The 21022-nt window shown below is 63.4% G+C and carries 20 protein-coding genes; 11 read left to right on the top strand and 9 right to left on the bottom strand.

Annotated elements, in window-relative coordinates:
* Positions 1-11 precede the first annotated feature (11 nt).
* The 8 genes from CKW40_RS02800 (at position 12) to CKW40_RS02765 (ending at position 10141) form a co-directional block, all read left to right on the top strand.
* Positions 12-662: an RNA-binding protein gene (locus CKW40_RS02800; protein WP_095198382.1), complete on the top strand. Its 651-nt coding sequence runs from the start codon at positions 12-14 to the stop codon at positions 660-662.
* Positions 659-3244 (top strand): translation initiation factor IF-2, encoded by a 2586-nt coding sequence (gene infB, locus CKW40_RS02795; RefSeq protein WP_095198381.1) that lies wholly within the window; start codon positions 659-661, stop codon positions 3242-3244. The genes CKW40_RS02800 and infB overlap by 4 nt, the downstream gene beginning before the upstream one ends.
* A 173-nt stretch (positions 3245-3417) precedes the next feature.
* Entirely contained in the window at positions 3418-3858 is a 441-nt protein-coding gene (gene rbfA, locus CKW40_RS02790; RefSeq protein WP_095198380.1) for a 30S ribosome-binding factor RbfA, read from the top strand.
* A complete protein-coding gene (truB, locus tag CKW40_RS02785; protein ID WP_095198379.1) occupies positions 3858-4835 on the top strand; it encodes a tRNA pseudouridine(55) synthase TruB in 978 nt (325 codons plus the stop codon). Before rbfA ends, truB begins: the two co-directional genes overlap by 1 nt.
* 122 nt (positions 4836-4957) lie before the next feature.
* Positions 4958-6052, top strand: coding sequence for a magnesium/cobalt transporter CorA (corA, locus tag CKW40_RS02780; protein WP_095198378.1), 1095 nt, complete (start codon positions 4958-4960; stop codon positions 6050-6052).
* 78 nt (positions 6053-6130) lie between these two features.
* Positions 6131-6505, top strand: coding sequence for a 30S ribosomal protein S15 (rpsO, locus tag CKW40_RS02775; RefSeq protein WP_269465810.1), 375 nt, complete (start codon positions 6131-6133; stop codon positions 6503-6505).
* Positions 6506-6913: 408 nt separating this feature from the next.
* On the top strand, positions 6914-9061 hold the full coding sequence (gene pnp / locus CKW40_RS02770; protein ID WP_095198377.1) for a polyribonucleotide nucleotidyltransferase: 2148 nt from the start codon (positions 6914-6916) through the stop codon (positions 9059-9061).
* A gap of 69 nt (positions 9062-9130) precedes the next feature.
* On the top strand, positions 9131-10141 hold the full coding sequence (locus CKW40_RS02765) for a class I SAM-dependent methyltransferase (protein ID WP_095198376.1): 1011 nt from the start codon (positions 9131-9133) through the stop codon (positions 10139-10141).
* 17 nt (positions 10142-10158) lie between these two features.
* Here the strand turns inward: CKW40_RS02765 and CKW40_RS02760 are convergent, their stop codons facing one another.
* From CKW40_RS02760 to fabA, 4 genes are all read right to left on the bottom strand, one after another.
* A complete protein-coding gene (locus CKW40_RS02760; protein ID WP_095198375.1) occupies positions 10159-11703 on the bottom strand; it encodes a putative bifunctional diguanylate cyclase/phosphodiesterase in 1545 nt (514 codons plus the stop codon).
* 165 nt (positions 11704-11868) lie between these two features.
* The gene (fabI, locus tag CKW40_RS02755; RefSeq protein WP_095198374.1) at positions 11869-12672 is read right to left on the bottom strand and encodes an enoyl-ACP reductase FabI; all 804 of its coding nucleotides are present in this window, start codon (positions 12670-12672) and stop codon (positions 11869-11871) included.
* Positions 12673-12703: 31 nt separating this feature from the next.
* Entirely contained in the window at positions 12704-13924 is a 1221-nt protein-coding gene (gene fabB / locus CKW40_RS02750) for a beta-ketoacyl-ACP synthase I (protein ID WP_095198373.1), read from the bottom strand.
* A gap of 49 nt (positions 13925-13973) precedes the next feature.
* Entirely contained in the window at positions 13974-14489 is a 516-nt protein-coding gene (gene fabA / locus CKW40_RS02745; RefSeq protein ID WP_095198372.1) for a 3-hydroxyacyl-[acyl-carrier-protein] dehydratase FabA, read from the bottom strand.
* Between the two features lie 242 nt (positions 14490-14731).
* Between fabA and irrA the strand changes: the two genes are divergently transcribed.
* Entirely contained in the window at positions 14732-15217 is a 486-nt protein-coding gene (irrA, locus tag CKW40_RS02740) for an iron response transcriptional regulator IrrA (protein WP_095198517.1), read from the top strand.
* Positions 15218-15227: 10 nt separating this feature from the next.
* Positions 15228-15608: a DUF4260 domain-containing protein gene (locus CKW40_RS02735; RefSeq protein WP_095198371.1), complete on the top strand. Its 381-nt coding sequence runs from the start codon at positions 15228-15230 to the stop codon at positions 15606-15608.
* Here the strand turns inward: CKW40_RS02735 and CKW40_RS02730 are convergent.
* Positions 15598-16158 carry an SH3 domain-containing protein gene (locus tag CKW40_RS02730; protein WP_095198370.1) on the bottom strand — a complete coding sequence of 187 codons (561 nt, stop codon included), beginning with the start codon at positions 16156-16158 and terminating at the stop codon, positions 15598-15600. The two genes, CKW40_RS02735 and CKW40_RS02730, sit on opposite strands and share 11 nt — an antisense overlap.
* 148 nt (positions 16159-16306) lie before the next feature.
* Between CKW40_RS02730 and CKW40_RS02725 the strand changes: the two genes are divergently transcribed.
* Complete coding sequence (locus tag CKW40_RS02725; protein ID WP_095198369.1) at positions 16307-17308, top strand: 2-hydroxyacid dehydrogenase; 1002 nt, start codon at positions 16307-16309, stop codon at positions 17306-17308.
* A 32-nt stretch (positions 17309-17340) separates the two neighbouring features.
* Here the strand turns inward: CKW40_RS02725 and CKW40_RS02720 are convergent, their stop codons facing one another.
* From CKW40_RS02720 to dnaN, 4 genes are all read right to left on the bottom strand, one after another.
* Complete coding sequence (locus tag CKW40_RS02720; RefSeq protein WP_095198368.1) at positions 17341-17829, bottom strand: GNAT family N-acetyltransferase; 489 nt, start codon at positions 17827-17829, stop codon at positions 17341-17343.
* 2 nt (positions 17830-17831) lie between these two features.
* Complete coding sequence (locus CKW40_RS02715) at positions 17832-18584, bottom strand: molybdopterin-synthase adenylyltransferase MoeB (RefSeq protein ID WP_095198367.1); 753 nt, start codon at positions 18582-18584, stop codon at positions 17832-17834.
* A 31-nt stretch (positions 18585-18615) separates the two neighbouring features.
* Positions 18616-19755 carry a DNA replication/repair protein RecF gene (recF, locus tag CKW40_RS02710; RefSeq protein ID WP_095198366.1) on the bottom strand — a complete coding sequence of 380 codons (1140 nt, stop codon included), beginning with the start codon at positions 19753-19755 and terminating at the stop codon, positions 18616-18618.
* Between the two features lie 84 nt (positions 19756-19839).
* Positions 19840-20958 carry a DNA polymerase III subunit beta gene (gene dnaN, locus CKW40_RS02705; RefSeq protein ID WP_010913340.1) on the bottom strand — a complete coding sequence of 373 codons (1119 nt, stop codon included), beginning with the start codon at positions 20956-20958 and terminating at the stop codon, positions 19840-19842.
* Between the last annotated feature and the right edge of the window lie 64 nt (positions 20959-21022).

Genomic DNA, 21022 nt, shown 5'->3' with positions numbered 1-21022 from the left:
CCTTGGACGAGATGAACGATCGCACCTGCATCGTTACCCGCAAGCAGGCCGAACCGGATGAACTGATCCGGTTCGTCGTCGGCCCGGATTCGGCCGTCGTTCCCGATCTCAAGCGAAATCTGCCCGGCCGCGGTTGCTGGGTGAGTGCCGACCGCCTACATATCGACAAGGCGGCGGCCAAGAACCTTTTTGCCCGCGCCTTCAAGGCACAGGTGGTCGTGCCGCCGGATCTTGGCGGCATGGTCGACGGGCTGCTCTCCAGATCCGCTCTGGGCATGCTGGGTCTCGCTCGCAAGGCAGGCGCAATTTCTCTTGGTGCCACCAAGGTTGAGAGTGCCGTGCGCGGCGGGCTGGCGCTTTTCGTGCTCCACGCGACCGAAGCGTCGGACGATGGCGTGCGCAAGATCAGCCAGGCGCGGCGGGCGACCGTCCATATTGGCGGCCCTTCCATCCTTGCCTACAAACTTTTCTCCGAGGCCGAGTTGAGCTTGGCATTGGGGGGCACAAATGTGATACATGCTGCCGTCCTCGCGGGAGACGCGGGTAAGGCGGTCCAGAAGCGCATGGTTGCGCTCGACCGATATCGGGGCGGTACCCCGGACGATCTGGCAATGCTTGCGGCCGTTGCTGACGAAGATGAGCCCGCAGAGGATATGGAATGAGCGATACGAAATCGGGCGACGACAAGACGTTGAGTGTTACACCGAAGAAGACCTTGACGCTGAAGCGCCCCGGCATGGAACAGGGCACCGTGCGCCAGAACTTCTCGCATGGCCGTACCAAGTCGGTCGTGGTCGAGACCAAGAAGCGCAAATTCTCCCTGCCCGGCGACAAGCCGGAGCCGGTGGCCGCTACCCCTGTGCCCGTCTTCACGCCGAAGCCGCCGGTTGCCGCGGCACCTGTCGTGCAGGAAGCGCCCAAGGTGGCGCCTCCTCCGCCTCCCGCGCCGCCTCCGGTCGAGCGCAGCGGCATGGTGCTGAACGAACTGTCGCGCAGCGAAATGGAAGCCCGCCGCAGGGCGCTCGAGGGCTCGAAGGTCCGCGAGGTCGAAGACCGTCAGCGCGCCGCCGAAGAGGCCAAGCGCCGGGCCGAGGACGAAGAGCGCCGCAAGCGTGAGCGCGAAGAATCCGCGCGCCGCCAGGCCGAGGAAGAGGCGCGGCTGCAGACCGAGGCCGAATCGCGCCGTCGCGCCGAGGAAGAGGCACGCCGCCGCGCACCGCAAGCCGCGGAGCTGGCAACGGCCGACGAAGAAGAAGAGGTCAAGCCGAAGCGGACGGGCGCCGGTGCGCCGGTGCGCCGCCTGGTCACGCCCGAAGTGGCGCGTCCGGCCAAGCCGACCAAGGGCGAAGAAGACCGTCGCCGTGGCAAGCTGACGCTGAATTCCGCGCTTTCCGACGAGGATGCGCGGGCCCGTTCGCTGTCGTCGATGCGTCGCCGCCAGGAGAAGTTCAAGCGCGCGATGCATAATGAGCCGCGCGAGAAAGTCATGCGCGAAGTGATCCTGCCCGAGACCATCACCATCCAGGAACTGGCGCAGCGCATGTCCGAACGTGCGGTCGATGTGGTCAAGTTCTTCATGAAGCAGGGCCAGATCCTGAAGCCGGGCGACGTCATCGACGCCGACACGGCCGAACTGGTCGCCACCGAATTCGGCCACACGGTCCGCCGCGTCGCCGAGTCCGACATCGAGGAAGGCCTGTTCAACATCGCCGACAATGCCGAGGACCTGGTCTCGCGTCCGCCAGTCGTGACCATCATGGGCCACGTCGACCACGGCAAGACCTCGCTGCTCGATGCGATCCGCAATGCCAATGTCGTCTCCGGCGAGGCCGGCGGCATCACCCAGCATATCGGTGCCTATCAGGTCGAGAAGAACGGTCAGAAAATCACCTTCATCGACACGCCCGGCCACGCCGCCTTCACGGCGATGCGCGCCCGCGGCGCCCAGGCCACCGACATCGCCATTCTGGTGGTGGCTGCCGATGACAGCGTCATGCCGCAGACGATCGAATCGATCAGCCACGCCAAGGCGGCCGGCGTTCCGATCATCGTGGCGATCAACAAGATCGACAAGCATGATGCCGATCCGCAGAAGGTGCGCTCCGAACTGCTGCGCCATGAGGTCTTCGTCGAATCGATGGGCGGTGAAGTGCTGGACGTCGAAGTGTCGGCGACCAAGGGCACCAATCTCGACAAGCTGCTTGAGGCGATCCTGCTGCAGGCCGAAATCCTCGACCTGAAGGCCAATCCGGACCGGACCGCCGAAGGCGTCGTCATCGAGGCGCAGCTCGACAAGGGCCGTGGCCCGGTTGCCACCGTGTTGGTGCAGACCGGTACCTTGATGCCCGGCGACATCCTCGTCGCCGGCAACGAATGGGGCCGCGTGCGCGCTCTGGTCAACGATCGCGGCGAGCAGATCAAGGAAGCGCCGCCGGCAATGCCGGTCGAGGTGCTCGGCCTTCAGGGAACGCCGCAGGCCGGCGACCGCTTCGCCGTGGTCAACAACGAGGCCCGCGCCCGCGAGATCACCGAATATCGCCAGCGTCTGGCGCGCGAGAAGGCGGTGGCCAAGCATGCCGGCCAGCGCGGCTCGCTCGAACAGATGATGTCGCAGTTGCAGACGAGCGGGCTGAAAGAGTTCCCGCTGGTCATCAAAGGCGACGTGCAGGGTTCGATCGAGGCGATCAACGCCGCGCTCGACAAGCTCGGCACCGACGAGGTGCGTGCGCGCATCGTTCACGCCGGCGCCGGCGCCATCACCGAAAGCGACGTCTCGCTGGCGGAAACGTCTGGTGCGGCGATCATCGGCTTCAACGTCCGTGCCAACGTGCAGGCACGTGCCGCGGCTGCGGCCGCGGGCATCGAGATCCGCTATTACTCGATCATCTACAACCTCGTGGATGATGTGAAGGCGGCTTTGTCGGGCTTGCTGTCGCCGGAGCGTCGCGAGACCTTCATCGGCAATGCCGAGATCCTCGAGATCTTCGACATCACCAAGGTCGGCAAGATCGCCGGCTGCCGTGTCACCGAAGGCAAGGTCGAGCGTGGTGCGGGCGTGCGCCTGATCCGCGACAACGTCGTCATCCACGAAGGCACGCTGAAGACGCTGAAGCGCTTCAAGGACGAGGTTTCGGAAGTCCCCGGCGGCCAGGAGTGCGGCATGGCCTTCCAGAACTACGAGGACATGCGCGTCGGCGACATCATCGAGTGCTTCCGCGTCGAGATGGTGACCCGGACACTCTGAGTTCGCGTGACTTGTCCATGCCAGGCGGTGGTCTAATGACCGCCGCCTGGAGTTTATTGTGAAATTGCGCATCGTGCTTTTCGAAACCGAATTCGATTTCGGGCCGATGCGTTGACATGTGAGACATGCGGCACGGTCCCATCCCGCGCCTCACGCTTTCAGGATTGAGAAAAATGCCCCGTCCAACCACATCCAGCCCGTCCCAGCGTATGCTGCGCGTTGCCGAACAGGTGCGCCATGCGCTCTCCGAAACCTTGCAGCGCGGCGAGATCATCGATCCGCTGATCGAAAATACCGTTGTGTCGGTCTCGGAAGTGCGCATGTCGCCCGACCTGAGGGTTGCCACCGCTTTCGTCTCGCCGCTGGGCGCCAAGGACACCGACGCGGTTGTCGAGGCGTTGAACAAGCATGCGAAATTCGTTCGTGGCCGTGTCTCCGGCGCTCTGCGGCAGATGAAGTTCATGCCGGAGTTCCGCTTCAAGCTCGACACCTCCTTCGACAATTTCGCCAGGATCAACGATCTGCTGAAGTCGCCCGAAGTGGCGCGCGATCTCGATGCGGACGACGACAAGGCCAAGGATGACGGGGCCAAAGACGACAAGGACAGCGAATAATGGGGCGCCGCGGCAAGAAGAAGGGCCGGCCGGTCTCCGGCTGGGTTGTGCTGGACAAGCCGGTCGGCATGGGCTCGACCGAGGCCGTGTCCAAGATCAAATGGCTGTTCCAGGCGGAAAAGGCCGGCCATGCCGGCACGCTCGATCCGCTGGCCTCCGGCATGCTGCCGATCGCGCTCGGTGAAGCCACCAAGACCGTGCCTTATGTGCAGGACGGCGCCAAGATCTATCGCTTCACCGTCGCCTGGGGGCAGGAGCGCTCCACCGACGATCTTGAAGGGCCGGTGACCCAGAGTTCAGACCTCCGCCCGGCGGAAGCCGAGGTCACGGCGCTGCTGCCGAAATACACCGGCGTCATCATGCAGACGCCGCCGCAATTCTCGGCCATCAAGATTGCGGGCGAACGCGCCTACGACCTCGCCCGCGAAGGCGAGACGGTCGACATTCCCGCGCGCGAGATCGAGATCGGCCGCCTCGACATTGTCGAGCACCACGCCGACCACACCATTTTCGAGATCGAATGCGGCAAGGGCACCTATGTGCGCTCGCTGGCCCGCGACATGGGCCGCGACCTCGGCAGCTTCGGCCATATCAGCGAATTGCGCCGGGTCGAGGTCGAGCCGTTCACGCCTGAGGATTTCGTCACCATCGCGCAATTGGAAGCGGCCCGCTTCGGCACGCAAGGTGAGGACAAGCCGGAGCCTGCCGAGGACGCAGATGCGATTGACGTGCCGGTAGATTTCGGCGCGATCGATGCGCTTCTGGTCGACACGTCAGCGGCTCTCGACTGCCTGCCGCAGATCGCCATCAGCGACGATGCGGCGACGAAGATCCGCCTCGGCAATCCGGTCATCATTCGTGGCCGCGATGCGCCTGTCGAAGCGGAAGAAGCCTGTGCCACGGCCCGTGGCAAGCTGGTAGCCATCGGCGCGATCGAACAAGGCATGTTCAAGCCCAAGCGGGTCTTTGCCGGTTGATGGCCAAAGCAATTCCAGGAAAAGTGTGAACGGTTTTCCCGGGAAAAGCGCATGGCGCTTTCCCTTGGGAATTGCGAGAAAATAAGCTCTAACTTCAGTCGGATTTTACGCTCGAGGGGCACATGGCAAAGGCCGAGGCGGTGAAAAAGCGGGCGCCGGTGAAGACGCGGCGGCCGCCGGTCGGTGCCTCGCCGGGCACGCTGATCGCCGATCCGGCGGCGCGGCGCAGCGAACTCAGGCTGACGCTGATTTCGCCCGAAAAATTCAAGACCATCGACAATGCCAGCATCGACGATCTCAATACCCATTGCGACCGCTGGCCGGTCGTCTGGCTGGATTGCACCGGGCTCGCCAACATCCCGCTGATCGAGGAGATCGGCCGGATCTTCAACCTGCATCCGCTGGCCCTCGAAGATGTCGTCAACACCGGCCAGCGGCCGAAGGTCGATTTCTTTGAAGACCACGCCTTCGTCGTCGTGCGCATGATCGACGACGTCACGTCGCATCGCTACGAACAGATCGCCGTGTTCTTCGGCAAGAATTTCGTCGTCACTTTCCAGGAGCGCGAGGGCGATCCCTTCGACCCGGTGCGTAAACGCATCGAGAGTTCCGCGCCCAACCGGTTGCGGGCCCGCGGCGCCGACTATCTGGCCTACGCGCTGATCGACGCCATCGTCGACAGCTATTTTCCGCCGATCGAGGCGGCTGGCGACCTGGTCGACGGTATCGAAGATGAGATGCTGCATTCAACGCAGAAGCATCAGATGCGGCAGCTGCACGAATTGCGGCGCGACGCCAATGTGCTGAAGGGCGTGCTGTGGCCGATGCGCGATGCCGTGGCGACGCTGATCCGCAACGATGTGCCCTATGTAAAGGCCGAGACCAAAATCTTCCTCAACGACACGCTCGACCACACGCTGCGGCTGATCGAACTGGTCGAGACCCAGCGCGACATGCTGACCGGCCTGATCGAGATGCATCTGTCGCTGAGCCAGGCGCGAACCAACGACGTCATCAGCTATCTCACCATCGTCTCGGTCATCTTCATGCCGCTCACCTTCCTGGTCGGCGTCTGGGGTATGAACTTCAGTCCCGACGCCTCGCCATGGAACATGCCGGAGCTGCGGGCCTACTACGGTTATCCCGCATCGCTCCTGTTCATGGCTGTTGTCGCGATCGGCTTGATTGCCTTCTTCAAATGGAAAAAATGGCTTTAACGGTGGCAAAACTGGCCATTTCGGGCTGAAAAGCCGGCTTCGTGAATTGGGCTGGTGTTTTCCCGGGAATTGCACTATATGCGCCGCAGCATAGCGCCACGACGCTTTGCTTGCACCGGCCCCTGCTGGACGACATCCCGGCTGAGGGCGACCCGTTTCCTCAAACAGATAAGGAAAAACACGATGTCGATTACTGCCGAGCGCAAAAAGGAATTGATGGGTGAATTCGCGACCGCCAAGGGCGATACCGGGTCTCCGGAAGTCCAGGTGGCCATCCTTTCCGAGCGCATCAAGAACCTGACCGACCATTTCAAGGACCACAAGAAGGATAACCATTCCCGCCGTGGTCTGCTCGCTCTCGTGTCCCAGCGCCGCAGCCTGCTTGATTACCTCAAGCGCAAGGACGACGCGCGCTATCAGACACTGATCGAGAAGCTCGGTCTGCGCCGTTGACGAATTGACCGGCGGGCTCTCTTAAGGAGTCCGCCGGTCGCGCATTCGAGCCCCGGACCAATCCGATCTCGAATGCAGGACTGGAGCGCCGCGCACCCATCCGGATGCCGGACGGACGCTCCAAAAAGTGAATTTGCGCATGACGCGTTCCGCAAGCCGTGGGTTTCGGGGTCATGCGCAGGCCGATCGATCGATTGGCCATATCCGGCTTAGAGCGTGCAGAGGGCCACTCGAAGCCACCCATGGACGGTCATGGGGCAGGATTGCAGGACGCTCGTACGGCCACCGTGCCGATGAAACCCGAGCCTCCCGTTGTCTTGCCCGTGGCTGCCCGAGAAAGGAAGCCAGAGGAAAGGGCACCCGCGCACGCTGAAACGGCGCGGCCCTTCCTCATATAAAGGACAAGACATGTTCAATCAGCACAAAGTGGAAATCGAATGGGGCGGTCGCCCGCTCATCCTCGAAACCGGCAAGATCGCGCGTCAGGCTGACGGCGCCGTGCTCGCCACCTACGGCGAGACCAAGGTTCTGGCCACCGTCGTTTCGATGAAGGAGCCCAAGCCCGGCCTCGATTTCTTTCCGCTGACCGTCAACTACCAGGAAAAGACCTATGCCGCCGGCAAGATCCCGGGCGGCTACTTCAAGCGCGAAGGCCGTCCGAGCGAAAAGGAAACGCTGGTTTCGCGCCTCATCGACCGCCCGATCCGTCCGCTCTTCGCCGACGGCTACAAGAATGACACCCAGATCGTCGTCACCGTCGTCCAGCATGACCTCGAGAATGATCCGGACATCCTGTCGATCGTTGCCACCTCGGCCGCTCTGACCCTGTCGGGCGTTCCCTTCATGGGCCCGGTCGGCGGCGCGCGTGTCGGCTACATCAACGGCGAATACGTCCTCAACCCACACATCGACGAGATGCAGGAATCCAAGCTCGACCTCGTCGTCGCCGGCACCGCCGACGCCGTGCTGATGGTTGAGTCGGAAGCCAAGGAACTTGGCGAAGAGCTGATGCTCGGCGCTGTCATGTTCGGCCACAGGGGCTTCCAGCCGGTCATCGACGCCATCATCAAGCTTGCCGAAGTTGCCGCCAAGGAGCCACGCGACTTCACCGCGCCGGACTATTCCGCGCTTGAAGCAGAGATGCTGAAGATTGTCGGCGACGAACTTCGTGAAGCCTACAAGATCACCGACAAGCAGAAGCGCTACGCCGCTGTCGACGCCGTCAAGGCGAAGGTCAAGGCAGCCTATGCTCCGGCCGAAGGCGAAGACGCCAAGTACACCTCCGAGCAGATCGGTTCGGTGTTCAAGGAACTGCAGGCCAAGGTCGTGCGCTGGAACATCCTCGACACCGGCTCGCGCATCGACGGCCGCGATCTGAAGACGGTCCGCAAGATCGTCTCGGAAGTCGGCGTCCTGCCGCGCACCCATGGTTCGGCGCTGTTCACCCGCGGCGAGACCCAGGCGCTGGTCGTTGCCACGCTCGGCACCGGCGAAGACGAGCAGTATGTCGATTCGTTGACCGGCATGTACAAGGAGAAGTTCCTCCTTCACTACAACTTCCCTCCCTACTCCGTCGGTGAGACCGGCCGCATGGGTTCGCCGGGTCGCCGCGAAATCGGCCACGGCAAGCTCGCCTGGCGCGCCATCCGGCCGATGCTGCCGAGCGCTGATCAGTTCCCCTACACGCTGCGCGTCGTCTCGGAGATCACCGAGTCCAACGGTTCGTCCTCGATGGCCACCGTCTGCGGCACCTCGCTGGCGCTGATGGATGCCGGCGTGCCGCTGGCCAAACCCGTTGCCGGCATCGCCATGGGCCTGATCAAGGAAGGCGAGCGCTTCGCCGTGCTCTCCGACATCCTGGGTGACGAAGATCACCTCGGCGACATGGACTTCAAGGTCGCCGGCACCGCCAACGGCATCACCTCGCTGCAGATGGACATCAAGATCGAGGGCATCACCGAGGAGATCATGAAGATCGCGCTGGACCAGGCCAAGGACGGCCGCCAGCATATCCTCGGCGAAATGGCGCATGCCCTGACCGGCGCCCGCCCTGAACTCGGCGAATTCGCGCCGCGCATCGAGGTCATGCACATCCCGACCGACAAGATCCGCGACGTCATCGGTTCGGGCGGCAAGGTCATCCGCGAGATCGTCGAGAAGACCGGCGCCAAGATCAACATCGAGGACGACGGCACGGTCAAGATCGCTTCCTCGAACGCCAAGGAGATCGAGGCGGCGAAGAAGTGGATCCACACCATCGTCGCCGAGCCGGAAGTCGGCGAAATCTACGAGGGCACGGTCGTCAAGACCGCCGACTTCGGCGCCTTCGTCAACTTCTTCGGTCCGCGTGACGGTCTCGTTCACATCTCGCAGCTCGCCAATGAGCGCGTTGCCAAGACCTCCGACGTCGTCAAGGAAGGCGACAAGGTCTGGGTCAAGCTGATGGGCTTCGACGAGCGCGGCAAGGTCCGCCTCTCGATGAAGGTCGTCGACCAGGCCACCGGCAAGGAAATCGTGCGCGACAAGAAGGCCGAAGGCGAAGAAGACGCCGCCTGAGCGATCTGACAGGAAAATCGGAGCGGGCGCGGCTTATGTCGCGCCCGTTTTCGTTTATGGAGCCAAGGTATGTCCGCTGAAGCGCTGAAGACGCTTTTCCATCCGTTCGAGGCCGAGGCTCTCTCCTTGCCGCGAAAGGGCGAGCGCATCCTCTTCCTCGGCGCCGAGCCGGGCCTGCGCCCGCCGCACGGTTTCGAGGCCGGGCTAAATCTCGTACAAGGCTTCCGGCCGCATTTCCGCGCTTTGCAGGCGACGGGATTCACGGTCATGCCGACAACCGAGGGCGACGGTTTTGATGCCGCGCTGGTGCTCGCTGGCCGTCATCGCGGCCAGAACGAACTGCGTATCGCCGAGGCGCTCGAGCGAGTGGCGCCAGGCGGACTGGTCGTAATTGCCGGCGGCAAGGATGATGGCATTGCCAGCCTGCGCAAGCGCATCGACGAGCTTGTGCCGCTCGACGGCCATATGCCGAAATATCACGGCATCGCCTTCTGGCTGCGCCGCCCGGCGGATGTGCAGGCTGCCGCGGCACTTCGCGCCGCCAACCCGGCCCAACTGGTAGAGGGCCGGTTCCACACCGAACCCGGCATGTTCTCCTTCGATCGCATTGACGCAGGGTCGAAGCTTCTGGTCGACAACCTGCCCGGTGACCTGCGCGGCAGCGCGGCCGATTTCTGCGCCGGCTGGGGCTATGTGGCGGCTGAGATGGCTGCCCGTTCGTCGGGCCTGTCGGGCCTTGATCTCTACGAGGCCGATTTCGACGCGCTGGAGGCAGCCAAGGGCAACCTCGGCAACACCGTGGCGCAAGGCTTCTTCTGGACGGATCTGCTCGCCGAGCCTGTCGAGCAACGCTACGATGTCATCGCCATGAACCCGCCCTTTCACCGCAGTCGTGCGGCGGAGCCGGAGATCGGTGCCGGCATGATCCGCGCGGCCGCCAAGGCGTTGAAGCCCGGTGGCAGGCTGTTCATGGTCGCCAACCGCCAGCTTCCCTACGAGCCCGTGCTGTCGGCCGTCTTTGCCAGCCACGCGGAACTCGCCCGCGACGGCATGTTCAAGGTGTTTTCCGCTCGGCGCTGAAACGATGCGTATGGCGTTCAGTGCAGATTGGCGACACGCCGGACTTCGTCGGTGGCGTGCGCGTCACCAGCGCTGAACTTGAGCGGCGCTGGCCGGCCGAACAGGTAACCCTGCACCACCTCGCAGCCGGCGGCGCGCAGCAAAGTCGCCTGGTTCTCGGTCTCGACGCCTTCGGCAATGATGCTGACGCCGAGTGCACGCGAAAGCCCGACAATGGTCGAGACGACGGCGCCGGAGCTGGAATCCGTATCGATGCGGCTGACGAAGGAGCGGTCGATCTTCAGCTTGCCGAACGAGAAATCGATCAGGTAGCTCAGATTGGAATAGCCGGTGCCGAAATCGTCGACGGCAACGGAGATGCCCATCTCGGCAAGCTCTTTCAGGATAGCGGCCGCGCGGTCGCGGTCCTGCATCATCGCCGTCTCGGTGACTTCCAGCTCCAGCCGCGACGGCTTGATGCCGGTGGCCCGCATCGTGTCGCGCACGATGCCGACGAAATCCTTGGTCATGAACTGGACCGGCGAGATGTTGACGGCGACAAAACAGTCTTCCGGCAAATGGCGGGCATCGCTGCAGGCCTTGCGCAGAACCCATTCGCCGATCGGGTTGATCATCCCGGTTTCCTCGGCGATCTGGATGAACTCCATCGGCGGGATCATGCCGCGCTCGGGATGGTTCCAGCGGATCAGCGCCTCGTAGCCGATGATACGGCCGGTCGGCAGGTCGAGCTGCGGCTGATAGTGCAGGTCGAAGTCTCCGCGTTCGAAAGCGGTGTGCAGTTCGGATTCGACCCATTGGCGATAATCGGCGACACGCCCCATCTCGCTGTCGAACACCGACCAGTTGCCGACGCCGCTGGCGCGCGCATTCTGCAGCGCCAGATTGGAACGGCGCAGGATAAGGACCGGATCGACGCCATCCTTGGGCATGGCGACAATCCCCACCGACAGGCTCACCGATTGCTGATGGGTGCTCAGTTCATAGGGCTCCATCATCTCGTCGATGAGCCTTTCGACCATGCTTTCCATCGTTCCCTGGATCTGATGATCCGCAAGCAGCACCGCGAACTCGCCAGCGCCGATACGCCCGATCAGGGCGCGTGCCGGCACACTCTCTTGCAGCCGCTTGGTGAAGGCGAGGATCAACTCGTCGCCCTGGCTATAGCCGATCGCGTCGTTGATCTGCTTGAACCGGTCGATATCGATGTCGATCAGGAACACCGGTTCCCCGGTTCGGCTTGTCGCGCATGCCGCCTCGGCGATCTTGCCGACCATCGCAGGGCGCGCCAAGAGCCCTGTCAGCTTGTCGAAATGGGTTTCGTTGAACACGAAATCCGCCGATTCATCGATACCGGCGAAGAAGGACATTGCCGCCACCGAAGCCGCCAGCGCGCAAAGCGCGGCCATGATCGCGACCATCATATCAGCCGATATGCCGGCAAACCCGTCGCCGAGACCGTGCTTCAGGCCCCAGATGCCGAGCACGAAACTGCCAATGCCCGAACTTGCTATGGTGAGCAGTCGGAACACCGGTGTTCGCTTCGGGTTGCTAACGGCAGACATTCAAAGGTCCCCAGATTGCGGGACTCTATAGCGGAAATCTTCTTAAAATGAGTTTCCGCGAATGCATCCAATTTTACTGGAGAAGAATTATTTCGTTACTGGAAAAGCGCCATTTCTCCGAAACAGTTGTCCAAAGCGCGTCGCCTTGATCCGTTTCAGGGCTGGTTAGCCATCCGTCTGCTTCAACTCATCGAGCGTCGGCATCGAGACGATGTGATAGCCGGAATCGACATAATGGATTTCACCGGTGACGCCGGAGGCGAGGTCGGACAGCAAATAAAGCGCCGAGCCGCCGACCTCGTCGATGGTCACGGTGCGACGCAGCGGCGAGTTGCGCTGCTGGTAGGAAAACATGTGGCGGGCGTCCGAAATGCCGGCGCCGGCGAGCGTGCGCACCGGTCCCGCCGAGATGCCGTTCACCCGGATGCCGCGCGGACCGTAGTCGTTGGCAAGGTAGCGCACGCTGGCCTCGAGGCCGGCCTTGGCGACGCCCATGACATTGTAGTTCGGCATGACGCGGACTGAACCGGCATAGGTCAGCGTGATCATCGAGCCGCCCTGCGTCATCAACGGCGCGGCATTGCGGGCCACTTCCGTGAAGGAGTAGCAGGAGATCACCATGGTGCGGACGAAATTGTCCCGGCTGGTGTCGGCGTAAAGGCCCTTCAACTCATTCTTGTCGGAAAAGCCGATGGCATGGACGACGAAGTCCAGTCCGCCCCATTCCTTGCCAAGCGTCTCGAAGGTGGCGGCGACCGAAGCGCTGTCCTCGACATCGCAGGGAACGACCAGCGAGGCGCCCAGTCTGTCGGCGAGCGGCTTGACCCGCCGGCCGAAGGCCTCGCCCTGGTAGGTGAAGGCGAGCTCCGCGCCATGTTCGGACAATTTCTGCGCGATGCCCCAGGCGATCGAATGATCGTTGGCAACACCCATGACAAGCCCGCGCTTGCCCTTCATCAGTCCGTCCATGGCTGGCAATCCTTTTAGAAAAACGCTGGCCTTATGCGGAGTAGCGCTGGAAAACGAGCGTCGCGTTGGTGCCACCGAAACCGAACGAATTGGACAAAACGGTGTCGATCTTGGCGTTGTCGATGCGCTTGCGCACGATCGGCATACCCTCGAATTCAGGGTCGAGTGTCTCGATATGGGCGCTTTCGCCGATGAAGCCGCCTTGCATCATTAGGATCGAATAGATGGATTCCTGCACGCCGGCCGCGCCCAGCGAATGGCCAGTCAGCGATTTCGTCGAGGTGATGAACGGCATCTTCTCGCCGAACACTTCGCGGATGGCGCCCATTTCCTTGGAATCCCCCACTGGCGTCGAAGTGCCGTGGGTGTTGATGTAGTCGACCGGCGTGGTCACAGTCGCCAGCGCCTGGCGCATGCAGCGGACCGCGCCTTCGCCGGAAGGCGCGACCATGTCGTAGCCGTCCGAGGTCGCCCCGTAGCCGACGATCTCGGCGTAGATCTTGGCGCCACGCGCCTTGGCATGCTCCAGCTCTTCCAGCACCAGAACGCCGGCGCCGCCGGCGATGACGAAGCCGTCGCGATTGACGTCATAGGCGCGCGAAGCCGCCGATGCCCGGTCATTGTACTTCGACGACATGGCGCCCATGGCGTCGAACAGGTCCGACATCGTCCAGTCGAGATCCTCGTGGCCACCGGCAAAGACGATATCCTGCTTGCCCCACTGGATCAGCTCGTAGCCATTGCCGATGCAATGCGCCGAGGTCGAGCAAGCCGACGAAATCGAGTAGTTGACGCCGTGGATCTTGAACCAGGTGGCCAAAGTCGCCGAGGCCGTCGACGACATCGCCTTTGGCACGGCAAAGGGGCCGATACGCTTGGGGCTGCCGTTCTTCAGCGTCGTTTCGGCCGCCTCGACGATGGTGCGGGTCGAGGGGCCGCCCGAGCCCATGACGATGCCGGTGCGCTCATTGGTGATGTCGCTTTCGCCGAGGCCGGCGTCGGCGATCGCCTGATCCATGGCGACGTGGTTCCAGGCAGCGCCTTGGCTCAGGAAGCGCATCGCACGGCGATCGATCATGGCCGAGGGGTCGAGCGTCGGTGCGCCCCAGACCTGGCAGCGGAAGCCATGCTCGGCGAAGGAATCGGAAAAGCTGATGCCGGATCTGGCGTCATGCAGCGAGGTCTGCACCTCGTTGGCATTGTTGCCGATCGACGACACGATGCCGAGGCCTGTGACTACGACACGTCTCATTCGCAACTCCTTCCAGGGATGCTGGCCAGTGGGCAGGCCAAGGCTGCGGTCAAGCGACCGCCGACTGCTTGGACAGACCGACCTTCAGGTCCGTCGCCGCATATATGGGCTCGCCATCCGCCTTCATCCAGCCATCGGCGATGCCCAGAACCAACCGGCCGCGCATCACGCGCTTGAAATCCACGCCATATTCGACCTTCTTGACCGATGGTGTGACCATGCCCTTGAACTTGACCTCCCCGGTCGACAGCGCCATTCCCTTGCCGGGCTCGCCGAGCCAGCCAAGGTAGAAGCCGGTCAACTGCCACAAGGCGTCGAGGCCGAGACATCCTGGCATGATCGGATTGCCGATGAAATGGCAGGCAAAGAACCACAGGTCCGGCTTGATGTCGAACTCCGCACGGATGAAACCCTTGTCGAAGGCGCCGCCGGTCTCGCTGATCTCGGTGATACGGTCGAACATCAGCATGGGCGGGTAGGGCAACTGGGCATTGCCCTCTCCGAACAGCTCGCCGCGGGCGCAGGCCAGCAATTCTTCGTAGTCGTAGCTGGGTTTACCCGCCATAAATCTCGTCCCCATATCGTCCGGGCGGTAGCGCGCCCTTGTCGTTGGTGTCCTAACACAATCTGTTTCAGGCCGGAAACCGGCGTTTGCGCTTAACCCGCAAGTCTGCCCGGGTCAATGCGCGCTATTGATCGCATTCGGGCGACAGAATATATGTCAACAGGGGTCCGGTTTCGGCAGACGTTCATTTTTTTGCCATTCTGGGCGTGTCTTGAAGCGGGACTGCGAGCTTGGAAGACCAGATGGACCGGGGCTGCCGGAAGGAAAATGTCGCTGTGGACAAGCGGGTTCGTGAAGCCGGCCTGAGGCCGACGCGGCAGCGCATCGCGCTGGCCGACCTGCTTTTTGCCAAGGGCGATCGCCATCTCTCGGCCGAGGAATTGCATGAGGAGGCGCTGGCCGCCGGCGTGCCGGTGTCGCTGGCCACCGTCTACAACGCGCTCCACCAGTTCACCCAGGCGGGACTGCTGCGCATCCTCGCCGTCGAGGGTGCCAAGACCTATTTCGACACCAACACCTCCGACCACCACCATTTCTACATTGAAGGCGAAAACCGGATTTTCGATATCGAAAGCGGCCCGGTAACCGTCTCCAACCTGCCGGAACCTCCGGAAGGCATGGAGATCGCCAATGTCGACATCGTGGTGAGGCTGCGCCCCAAGCGCCAGGAAGGGCCGGCGAGGCCGGAACAATCGGCCGGGCCAGAACAATCTGGCGGGCCCGAATAATCGGTCCGGGATGAAGCCTCTCGACCTGATCATCCGGCTCGAATGGGCTGCCGTGGCCGCGGTCGCTGTCGTCTTCTACGCTTGGTCAGGCGTTTCCTGGTGGCTCTTCGCAGTGCTGATCCTGGCGCCAGACCTGTCGATGTTCGGTTATCTGGCGGGGCCGCGCATCGGCGCCATCGCCTACAATGCCCTGCACATCCTCATCGTACCGGTGCTGCTGTTGCTTGTTGGTCACCTGCCCGGCAATGCGGTCGCGATCGCGGTCGCACTGATCTGGATCGCCCACATCGCCATCGACCGTGCGCTGGGCTACGGCCTGAAGCTGTCAACCGGTTTTCAGGACACCCACCTTGGCCGTATTGGGCGCAAGCGGAACGACCTCAGTCCTTGACCCGCTCGCCGGGATAAGCGCCCCAGACTGCCGCCTGGGCGAGCCAGCCGGTGTGGCCGTCAAGCGTCATTTCGCACCACTGACCATCACAGGACTTGATCGTGCCCATGACGCCGGGCTCGACGATCGCCACCACACGGGCATCCTTGTCGGGACTTTTCATAAGATTGATCTGGGCACCCTTGCCGCGCTGCCAGGGCGCGACGATCGCGGTGCGCCGGCCTGACAGCAGCGACTGGTTGATCCAGCCCTCCGAGCCGTCGGCATCGCGCACGCGGCGCCACGTGTCGAATTCCTGGATGATTTCCATCGGCAGGCCGGCCTTCATATACATCCAGTCGACCGAGTAGTTGGCGCCGGGGCCGACGCGCGAGTTGACGCGGCCGGATTTCAGGCTGACGAATCGCGGCAGCGGCAGGCCGCTGGGCCCGAGCGTGACGGCGCTCTGCGCAGGTGCGGCCGCGCTCTGCGCCGCGGCAAGCGGGGAATAGAAGAGAGCGCCGAGCAATGCTGCGCTGAGGGCCAGGCGAAGCGACGCGAAACCAGACACTTTCGTTCCTTTCGGCGCCGGCCCGGTGGCCTCGGCGCCCCTTTTTCTTTGTCTTCGGCGGCACCGCTTGTTACATGGGTAAATCGGCTACCGCGACCGGCTTTCAGTTTCGCCGGTCTTGGTTAAAGAGGTCTCAACGAGGGAAACAATGGCAGGCAAAAAGAAGCCTCTCGTGGTCATCACGCGAAAGCTGCCCGACCCGGTCGAGACCCGCATGCGCGAGCTGTTCGACGCCAGGCTGAATGTCGAGGACCGGCCGATGACGCAGCCGGAACTGGTTGCGGCGGTCAAGGAAGCCGACGTGCTGGTGCCGACGGTGACTGATCACATCGACGCGGCGCTGATCGCCCAGGCCGGCGACAACCTCAAGCTGATCGCCAATTTCGGCAACGGTGTCGACAAGATCGACGTGACGGCGGCGGCCAAGAAGGGCATCACCGTCACCAACACGCCCAATGTGCTGACCGAAGACACCGCCGACATGACCATGGCGCTGATGCTGGCGGTGCCGCGCCGGCTGGCGGAAGGCGCCAATGTGCTGACCGGCGACAAGAAATGGGCCGGCTGGTCGCCGACCTGGATGCTCGGCCGGCGCATCTGGGGCAAGCGGCTCGGCATTGTCGGCATGGGCCGCATAGGCACCGCGGTTGCCAGGCGGGCCAAGGCCTTCGGCCTTTCCATCCACTACCACAACCGCCACCGCGTATTGCCGGCGGTCGAGGACGAGCTGGAGGCGACCTATTGGGAGAGCCTTGACCAGATGCTGGCCCGCATGGACATCATCTCGGTCAATTGTCCGTCGACGCCGGCGACCTTTCATCTCTTGTCGGCGCGACGGTTGGCGCTGCTGCAGCCCACGGCCTACATCGTCAACACCGCGCGCGGCGACATCATCGACGAGGATGCGCTGGTCAAGCTGATCCAGGACGGCAAGCTCGCCGGCGCCGGCCTCGACGTCTACGAGCATGAGCCGGCGCTCAATGCCAAGCTGCTCAAGCTCGCCGCCAGGCACAAGGTCGTGCTTTTGCCGCATATGGGCTCGGCGACGCTCGAGGGCCGCATCGACATGGGCGAGAAGGTGATCATCAACATCCGGGCTTTCGTTGACGGCCACCGACCGCCTGACCGCGTACTGCCGCTCAGAACCTGACGTCCCGCCGTTATTCAGACGTAAGAAGAAACTTACGAAAGAGCCTTGCGCATCGTGATAGAGGTCGGCCTGGCGTAGCCTTCATGCGCCGTCCGGCCGGTCTCGTGAAAGCCGAGGTGGGCAAAGGCGGCGTGATTGCCGGTGAGCTCGATCCGCGTCTGCAGCTCCAGCGCCGCCTTGCCGCTGTCGAGCGCGAGAATTTCGACCGCCCGCATCAGCCGCCGGCCAATGCCTTGCCCCTGGCAGTCCGGGGCGACGGCGAGTTTGCCGACATAAAGGTCGTCGGCCCTCTCAAGAGCAAAGACGCAGCCGACGATCCTGTCGCCGTCGAGGGCCACGAAACCGGCCTCGCGCAAAGCCTTGCCGCGCAACGTGTCGACGGTGAGCAGGTGAGCCGAGGACGGCGGGTCGATGAGGCCGTCCATGAAGGCGAAGGCACGCATGATCAGCGCAAGCACCTCCTCCCAGCGGCCGAAATCAGCCGGAATGCGGTCGATGGAGAGGGATACGGTCCGCTTCAAGATCAGTGCCTGGCGTAGCGGATCGTTTCGAAGCGCGCGGCGAGCGCATCGTAGAGCAGCAGTCGGCCGACCAGCGGCTCGCCGATGCCGGTGATCAGCTTGATCGCCTCCATCGCCTGCAGCGTGCCGACAACGCCGGTCAGCGCGCCAAGCACCCCGGCCTCGGCGCAGGACGGCACCAGGCCCGGCGGCGGGGCTTCGGGAAAGAGGTCGCGATAGCCAGGATTCGGTTTGCCATCCTTGCCGTCCTCGAAAGGCTTCAGCACCGTCACTGAGCCATCGAAGCGGCCGACCGCGGCATGCACCAGGGGTTTGTGTGCGCTCGCACAGGCATCGGCCACCGTATAACGGGTCTCGAAATTGTCGGACCCGTCGACAGTGATGTCATAGCGGGCGACGAGGGCAGGGGCGTTGTCCGCGCTTAGCCGGAATGTGTGCGTCTCCACTGCGGTGTTGGGATTGATGCGGGCGATTGCCGCCTTGGCGCTCTCGGTTTTCAGCATGCCGATCGTATCGGTGCCGTGGATGACCTGGCGCTGCAAATTGGAGAGCGACACGGTGTCGTCATCGACAATGCCGAGTGTGCCGACGCCCGCCGCCGCAAGATATTCGAGCACCGGCGCACCCAACCCACCAGCGCCGATCACCAGAACCCGGGCTTGCTTGAGCTTTTGTTGGCCCGCGCCGCCAACTTCGGGCAGCACGATGTGGCGGGCATAGCGTTCGATCTCGTCGGCGGTGAGTGTGGTGGTCATATCAGGACCATATAGCGACCGAAAAACCTTGTCAGGCGTCTTCGGTTGGCCCAACCGTGCCATGGTCGACCGTCAGGAACTGCGCGCGCCCCTTGAGGCTGGAAAACAGCGCCGCATCGGTCCCTGTCATGAACGCCTGACAGTTCAATTCCTCCAGGATCGAAAACAGCGCTGCCCGCCGCCCGCCGTCGAGATGGGCGGCAATTTCGTCGAGCAGCAGGATCGGTGTCATGCCCGACATCTCGCCGGTCAGCCGGGCATGCGACAGGACGATGCCGACCAGCAGCGCCTTCTGCTCGCCGGTCGAGCAGAGCTCGGCCGGCATCGCCTTGGGCCTGTGCCGCACCAGGAGATCGGAACGGTGTGGGCCTTCGAGCGTGCGTCCCGCGGCACGGTCGCGATCACGGCCACCGGCAAGCGCCCGGCGGAACCGCTCCTCGACATCGACCGCCGGCGCGGTGGAAACCTCGGCCTCCAGATCGCCCGAAAGGCTGATGTCGGCCTGCGGGAACGGTCCCGTGTCGGGCAGCCTGTCGATCATGGCGGCGAGCAGGCGCACCAGTTCCGCGCGCGCCGCCGCAATGGCGACACCGGTTTCGGCCATCTGCGTCTCGATCGCCTCGAACCAGCGGTCATCCCGCGAGCCCTCGGTAAGCAGACGATTACGGCCGCGCATCGCCTTTTCGTAGTCGAGAGCGCGCTGGCCGTGGCCCGGATCGATCGCCAGCACCAGCCGGTCGAGAAAGCGCCGGCGGTCTGCGGCCGGCCCGGTGAACAGCGCATCCATGGCCGGCGTCAGCCACACCACGCGCAACCATTCCAGCATGTCTTCGGCCGATCGGGCGGTGGCGCCGTTGATGCGAACCCGCCGCCCGCCTTCGCCCTCGCCAACCGAAATCCCCGTGCCGATCTCGATCTGGCCGTCGGGTCCGTCGAGCCGGGCGTGCAGCGCAAAGCCGCCGTCGCCGCCCTCGCGCGCGACATCGGCGTAAGGGGCACGGCGCAGGCCGCGCCCGGGCGTCAGAAAGGAAATCGCTTCGAGGAGGTTGGTCTTGCCGGCGCCATTGTCGCCGGAAAACACCACGGCGCCCGGGGCGAGATCGATCGCCAGCGCCGCATAGTTGCGGAAATTGGTAAGTATCAGCTTACTTATATGGATTTGTCCCGGCAACCGCTATCCGCCCGTAGAAGTCGCCGCAACCATTGTGCCTGCTGCCGGTCCCGTCGCAGAGCCGGATCGATGATGCAGCGCCGGCTACACCCGCATCGGCATCAGCACGTAAAGCGCGGTCTCATCGGCCATGTCGTGGATCAGCGTCGGCGAACCGGCGTCGGCCAGCATGAATTTGGCTTCCGTTCCGGTCAACTGAGCGGCCACGTCGAGCAGATATTTGGCGTTGAAGCCGATCTCGATCGGGTCGGACGAATAGTCGGCCGCCAGTTCCTCGGTGGCGCTGCCGGAATCCGGATTGTTGACCGCAAGCGTCACCTGGCCTTCACTGATCGAAAGCTTCACCGCACGGCCGCGTTCGGAGGAAATGGTCGAGACACGATCGACCGCCGCGGCAAAGCTCTGGCGGTCAAGGATCAGCTTCTTGTCGTTGCCAGTCGGAATGACTCGTTGATAATCCGGGAAGGTGCCGTCGATCAGCTTCGAGGTCAGGACCACGCTGCCGATGGTGAAGCGGATCTTGGTGTCGGACAGCTCGGTGGTCACGGCGACATCCGGATCATCGACCAGCTTCTGCAGCTCGCTCACCGTCTTGCGCGGAATGATGATGCCCGGCATGCCCTCCGAACCCGCCGGCGCGTCGATTTCGGCCCGCGCCAGGCGGTGGCCGTCGGTGGCCACCGAACGCAGCTTCAGCTTGCCGCCGACCTCATGCGTGTGCAGGTAGATGCCGTTGAGATAGTAGCGCGTCTCCTCGGTGGAAATGGCGAACTGGGTCTTCTCGATCAGGCCCTTCAAGGCGACCGAGTCGAGCCGGAAGATATGCGAGAAGGATCCAGCCGAAAGCTCGGGAAAGTCGGATTGCGGCAGGCACTGCAGGCGGAAGCTCGAGCGGCCCGACGTCACCGTCATAGCGTTGCCGTCCTCGTCCGTCTTCAGCATCACCTCGGCGCCGTCCGAGAGCTTGCGCACGATGTCGTAGAGCAGATGCGCCGGAACCGTCGTCGCCCCGCCGCGCTCGACCTTGGCGGGCGTCGCTTCCGTCACCTCCAGATCAAGGTCGGTCGCCTTCATTTCAAGGCTGGCGCCCTCGGCGCTGAGCAGCACATTGGACAGGATCGGTATCGTGTTGCGCCGTTCGACCACACGGTGGACGTGGTTGAGCGACTTCAGGAGATTTGACCGTTCCAGGATAACACGCATGACGAAACAGGCTCGCTTGAAAGGATGAGCGGGTCTCCGGCTGGCGGCGCCCCGCGAAAGGTCT

It is taken from the genome of Mesorhizobium carmichaelinearum (genome assembly GCF_900199455.1).
Taxonomy (GTDB): Bacteria; Pseudomonadota; Alphaproteobacteria; order Rhizobiales; family Rhizobiaceae; genus Mesorhizobium; species Mesorhizobium carmichaelinearum.
The sequence above is the reverse complement of the archived record's forward strand: the minus strand, read 5'-3'. Positions and strand labels throughout refer to the sequence as shown.

What these genes read in the sequence shown, in the direction of transcription:
- CKW40_RS02800 (WP_095198382.1), top strand. Translation starts at nt 12, where the DNA reads ATGAACGATCGCACCTGCATCGTTACCCGCAAGCAGGCCGAACCGGAT.
- infB (WP_095198381.1), top strand. Translation starts at nt 659, where the DNA reads ATGAGCGATACGAAATCGGGCGACGACAAGACGTTGAGTGTTACACCG.
- rbfA (WP_095198380.1), top strand. Translation starts at nt 3,418, where the DNA reads ATGCCCCGTCCAACCACATCCAGCCCGTCCCAGCGTATGCTGCGCGTT.
- truB (WP_095198379.1), top strand. Translation starts at nt 3,858, where the DNA reads ATGGGGCGCCGCGGCAAGAAGAAGGGCCGGCCGGTCTCCGGCTGGGTT.
- corA (WP_095198378.1), top strand. Translation starts at nt 4,958, where the DNA reads ATGGCAAAGGCCGAGGCGGTGAAAAAGCGGGCGCCGGTGAAGACGCGG.
- rpsO (WP_269465810.1), top strand. Translation starts at nt 6,131, where the DNA reads ATGCGCCGCAGCATAGCGCCACGACGCTTTGCTTGCACCGGCCCCTGC.
- pnp (WP_095198377.1), top strand. Translation starts at nt 6,914, where the DNA reads ATGTTCAATCAGCACAAAGTGGAAATCGAATGGGGCGGTCGCCCGCTC.
- CKW40_RS02765 (WP_095198376.1), top strand. Translation starts at nt 9,131, where the DNA reads ATGTCCGCTGAAGCGCTGAAGACGCTTTTCCATCCGTTCGAGGCCGAG.
- CKW40_RS02760 (WP_095198375.1), bottom strand. Translation starts at nt 11,703, where the DNA reads ATGTCTGCCGTTAGCAACCCGAAGCGAACACCGGTGTTCCGACTGCTC.
- fabI (WP_095198374.1), bottom strand. Translation starts at nt 12,672, where the DNA reads ATGGACGGACTGATGAAGGGCAAGCGCGGGCTTGTCATGGGTGTTGCC.
- fabB (WP_095198373.1), bottom strand. Translation starts at nt 13,924, where the DNA reads ATGAGACGTGTCGTAGTCACAGGCCTCGGCATCGTGTCGTCGATCGGC.
- fabA (WP_095198372.1), bottom strand. Translation starts at nt 14,489, where the DNA reads ATGGCGGGTAAACCCAGCTACGACTACGAAGAATTGCTGGCCTGCGCC.
- irrA (WP_095198517.1), top strand. Translation starts at nt 14,732, where the DNA reads ATGGACCGGGGCTGCCGGAAGGAAAATGTCGCTGTGGACAAGCGGGTT.
- CKW40_RS02735 (WP_095198371.1), top strand. Translation starts at nt 15,228, where the DNA reads ATGAAGCCTCTCGACCTGATCATCCGGCTCGAATGGGCTGCCGTGGCC.
- CKW40_RS02725 (WP_095198369.1), top strand. Translation starts at nt 16,307, where the DNA reads ATGGCAGGCAAAAAGAAGCCTCTCGTGGTCATCACGCGAAAGCTGCCC.
- CKW40_RS02715 (WP_095198367.1), bottom strand. Translation starts at nt 18,584, where the DNA reads ATGACCACCACACTCACCGCCGACGAGATCGAACGCTATGCCCGCCAC.
- dnaN (WP_010913340.1), bottom strand. Translation starts at nt 20,958, where the DNA reads ATGCGTGTTATCCTGGAACGGTCAAATCTCCTGAAGTCGCTCAACCAC.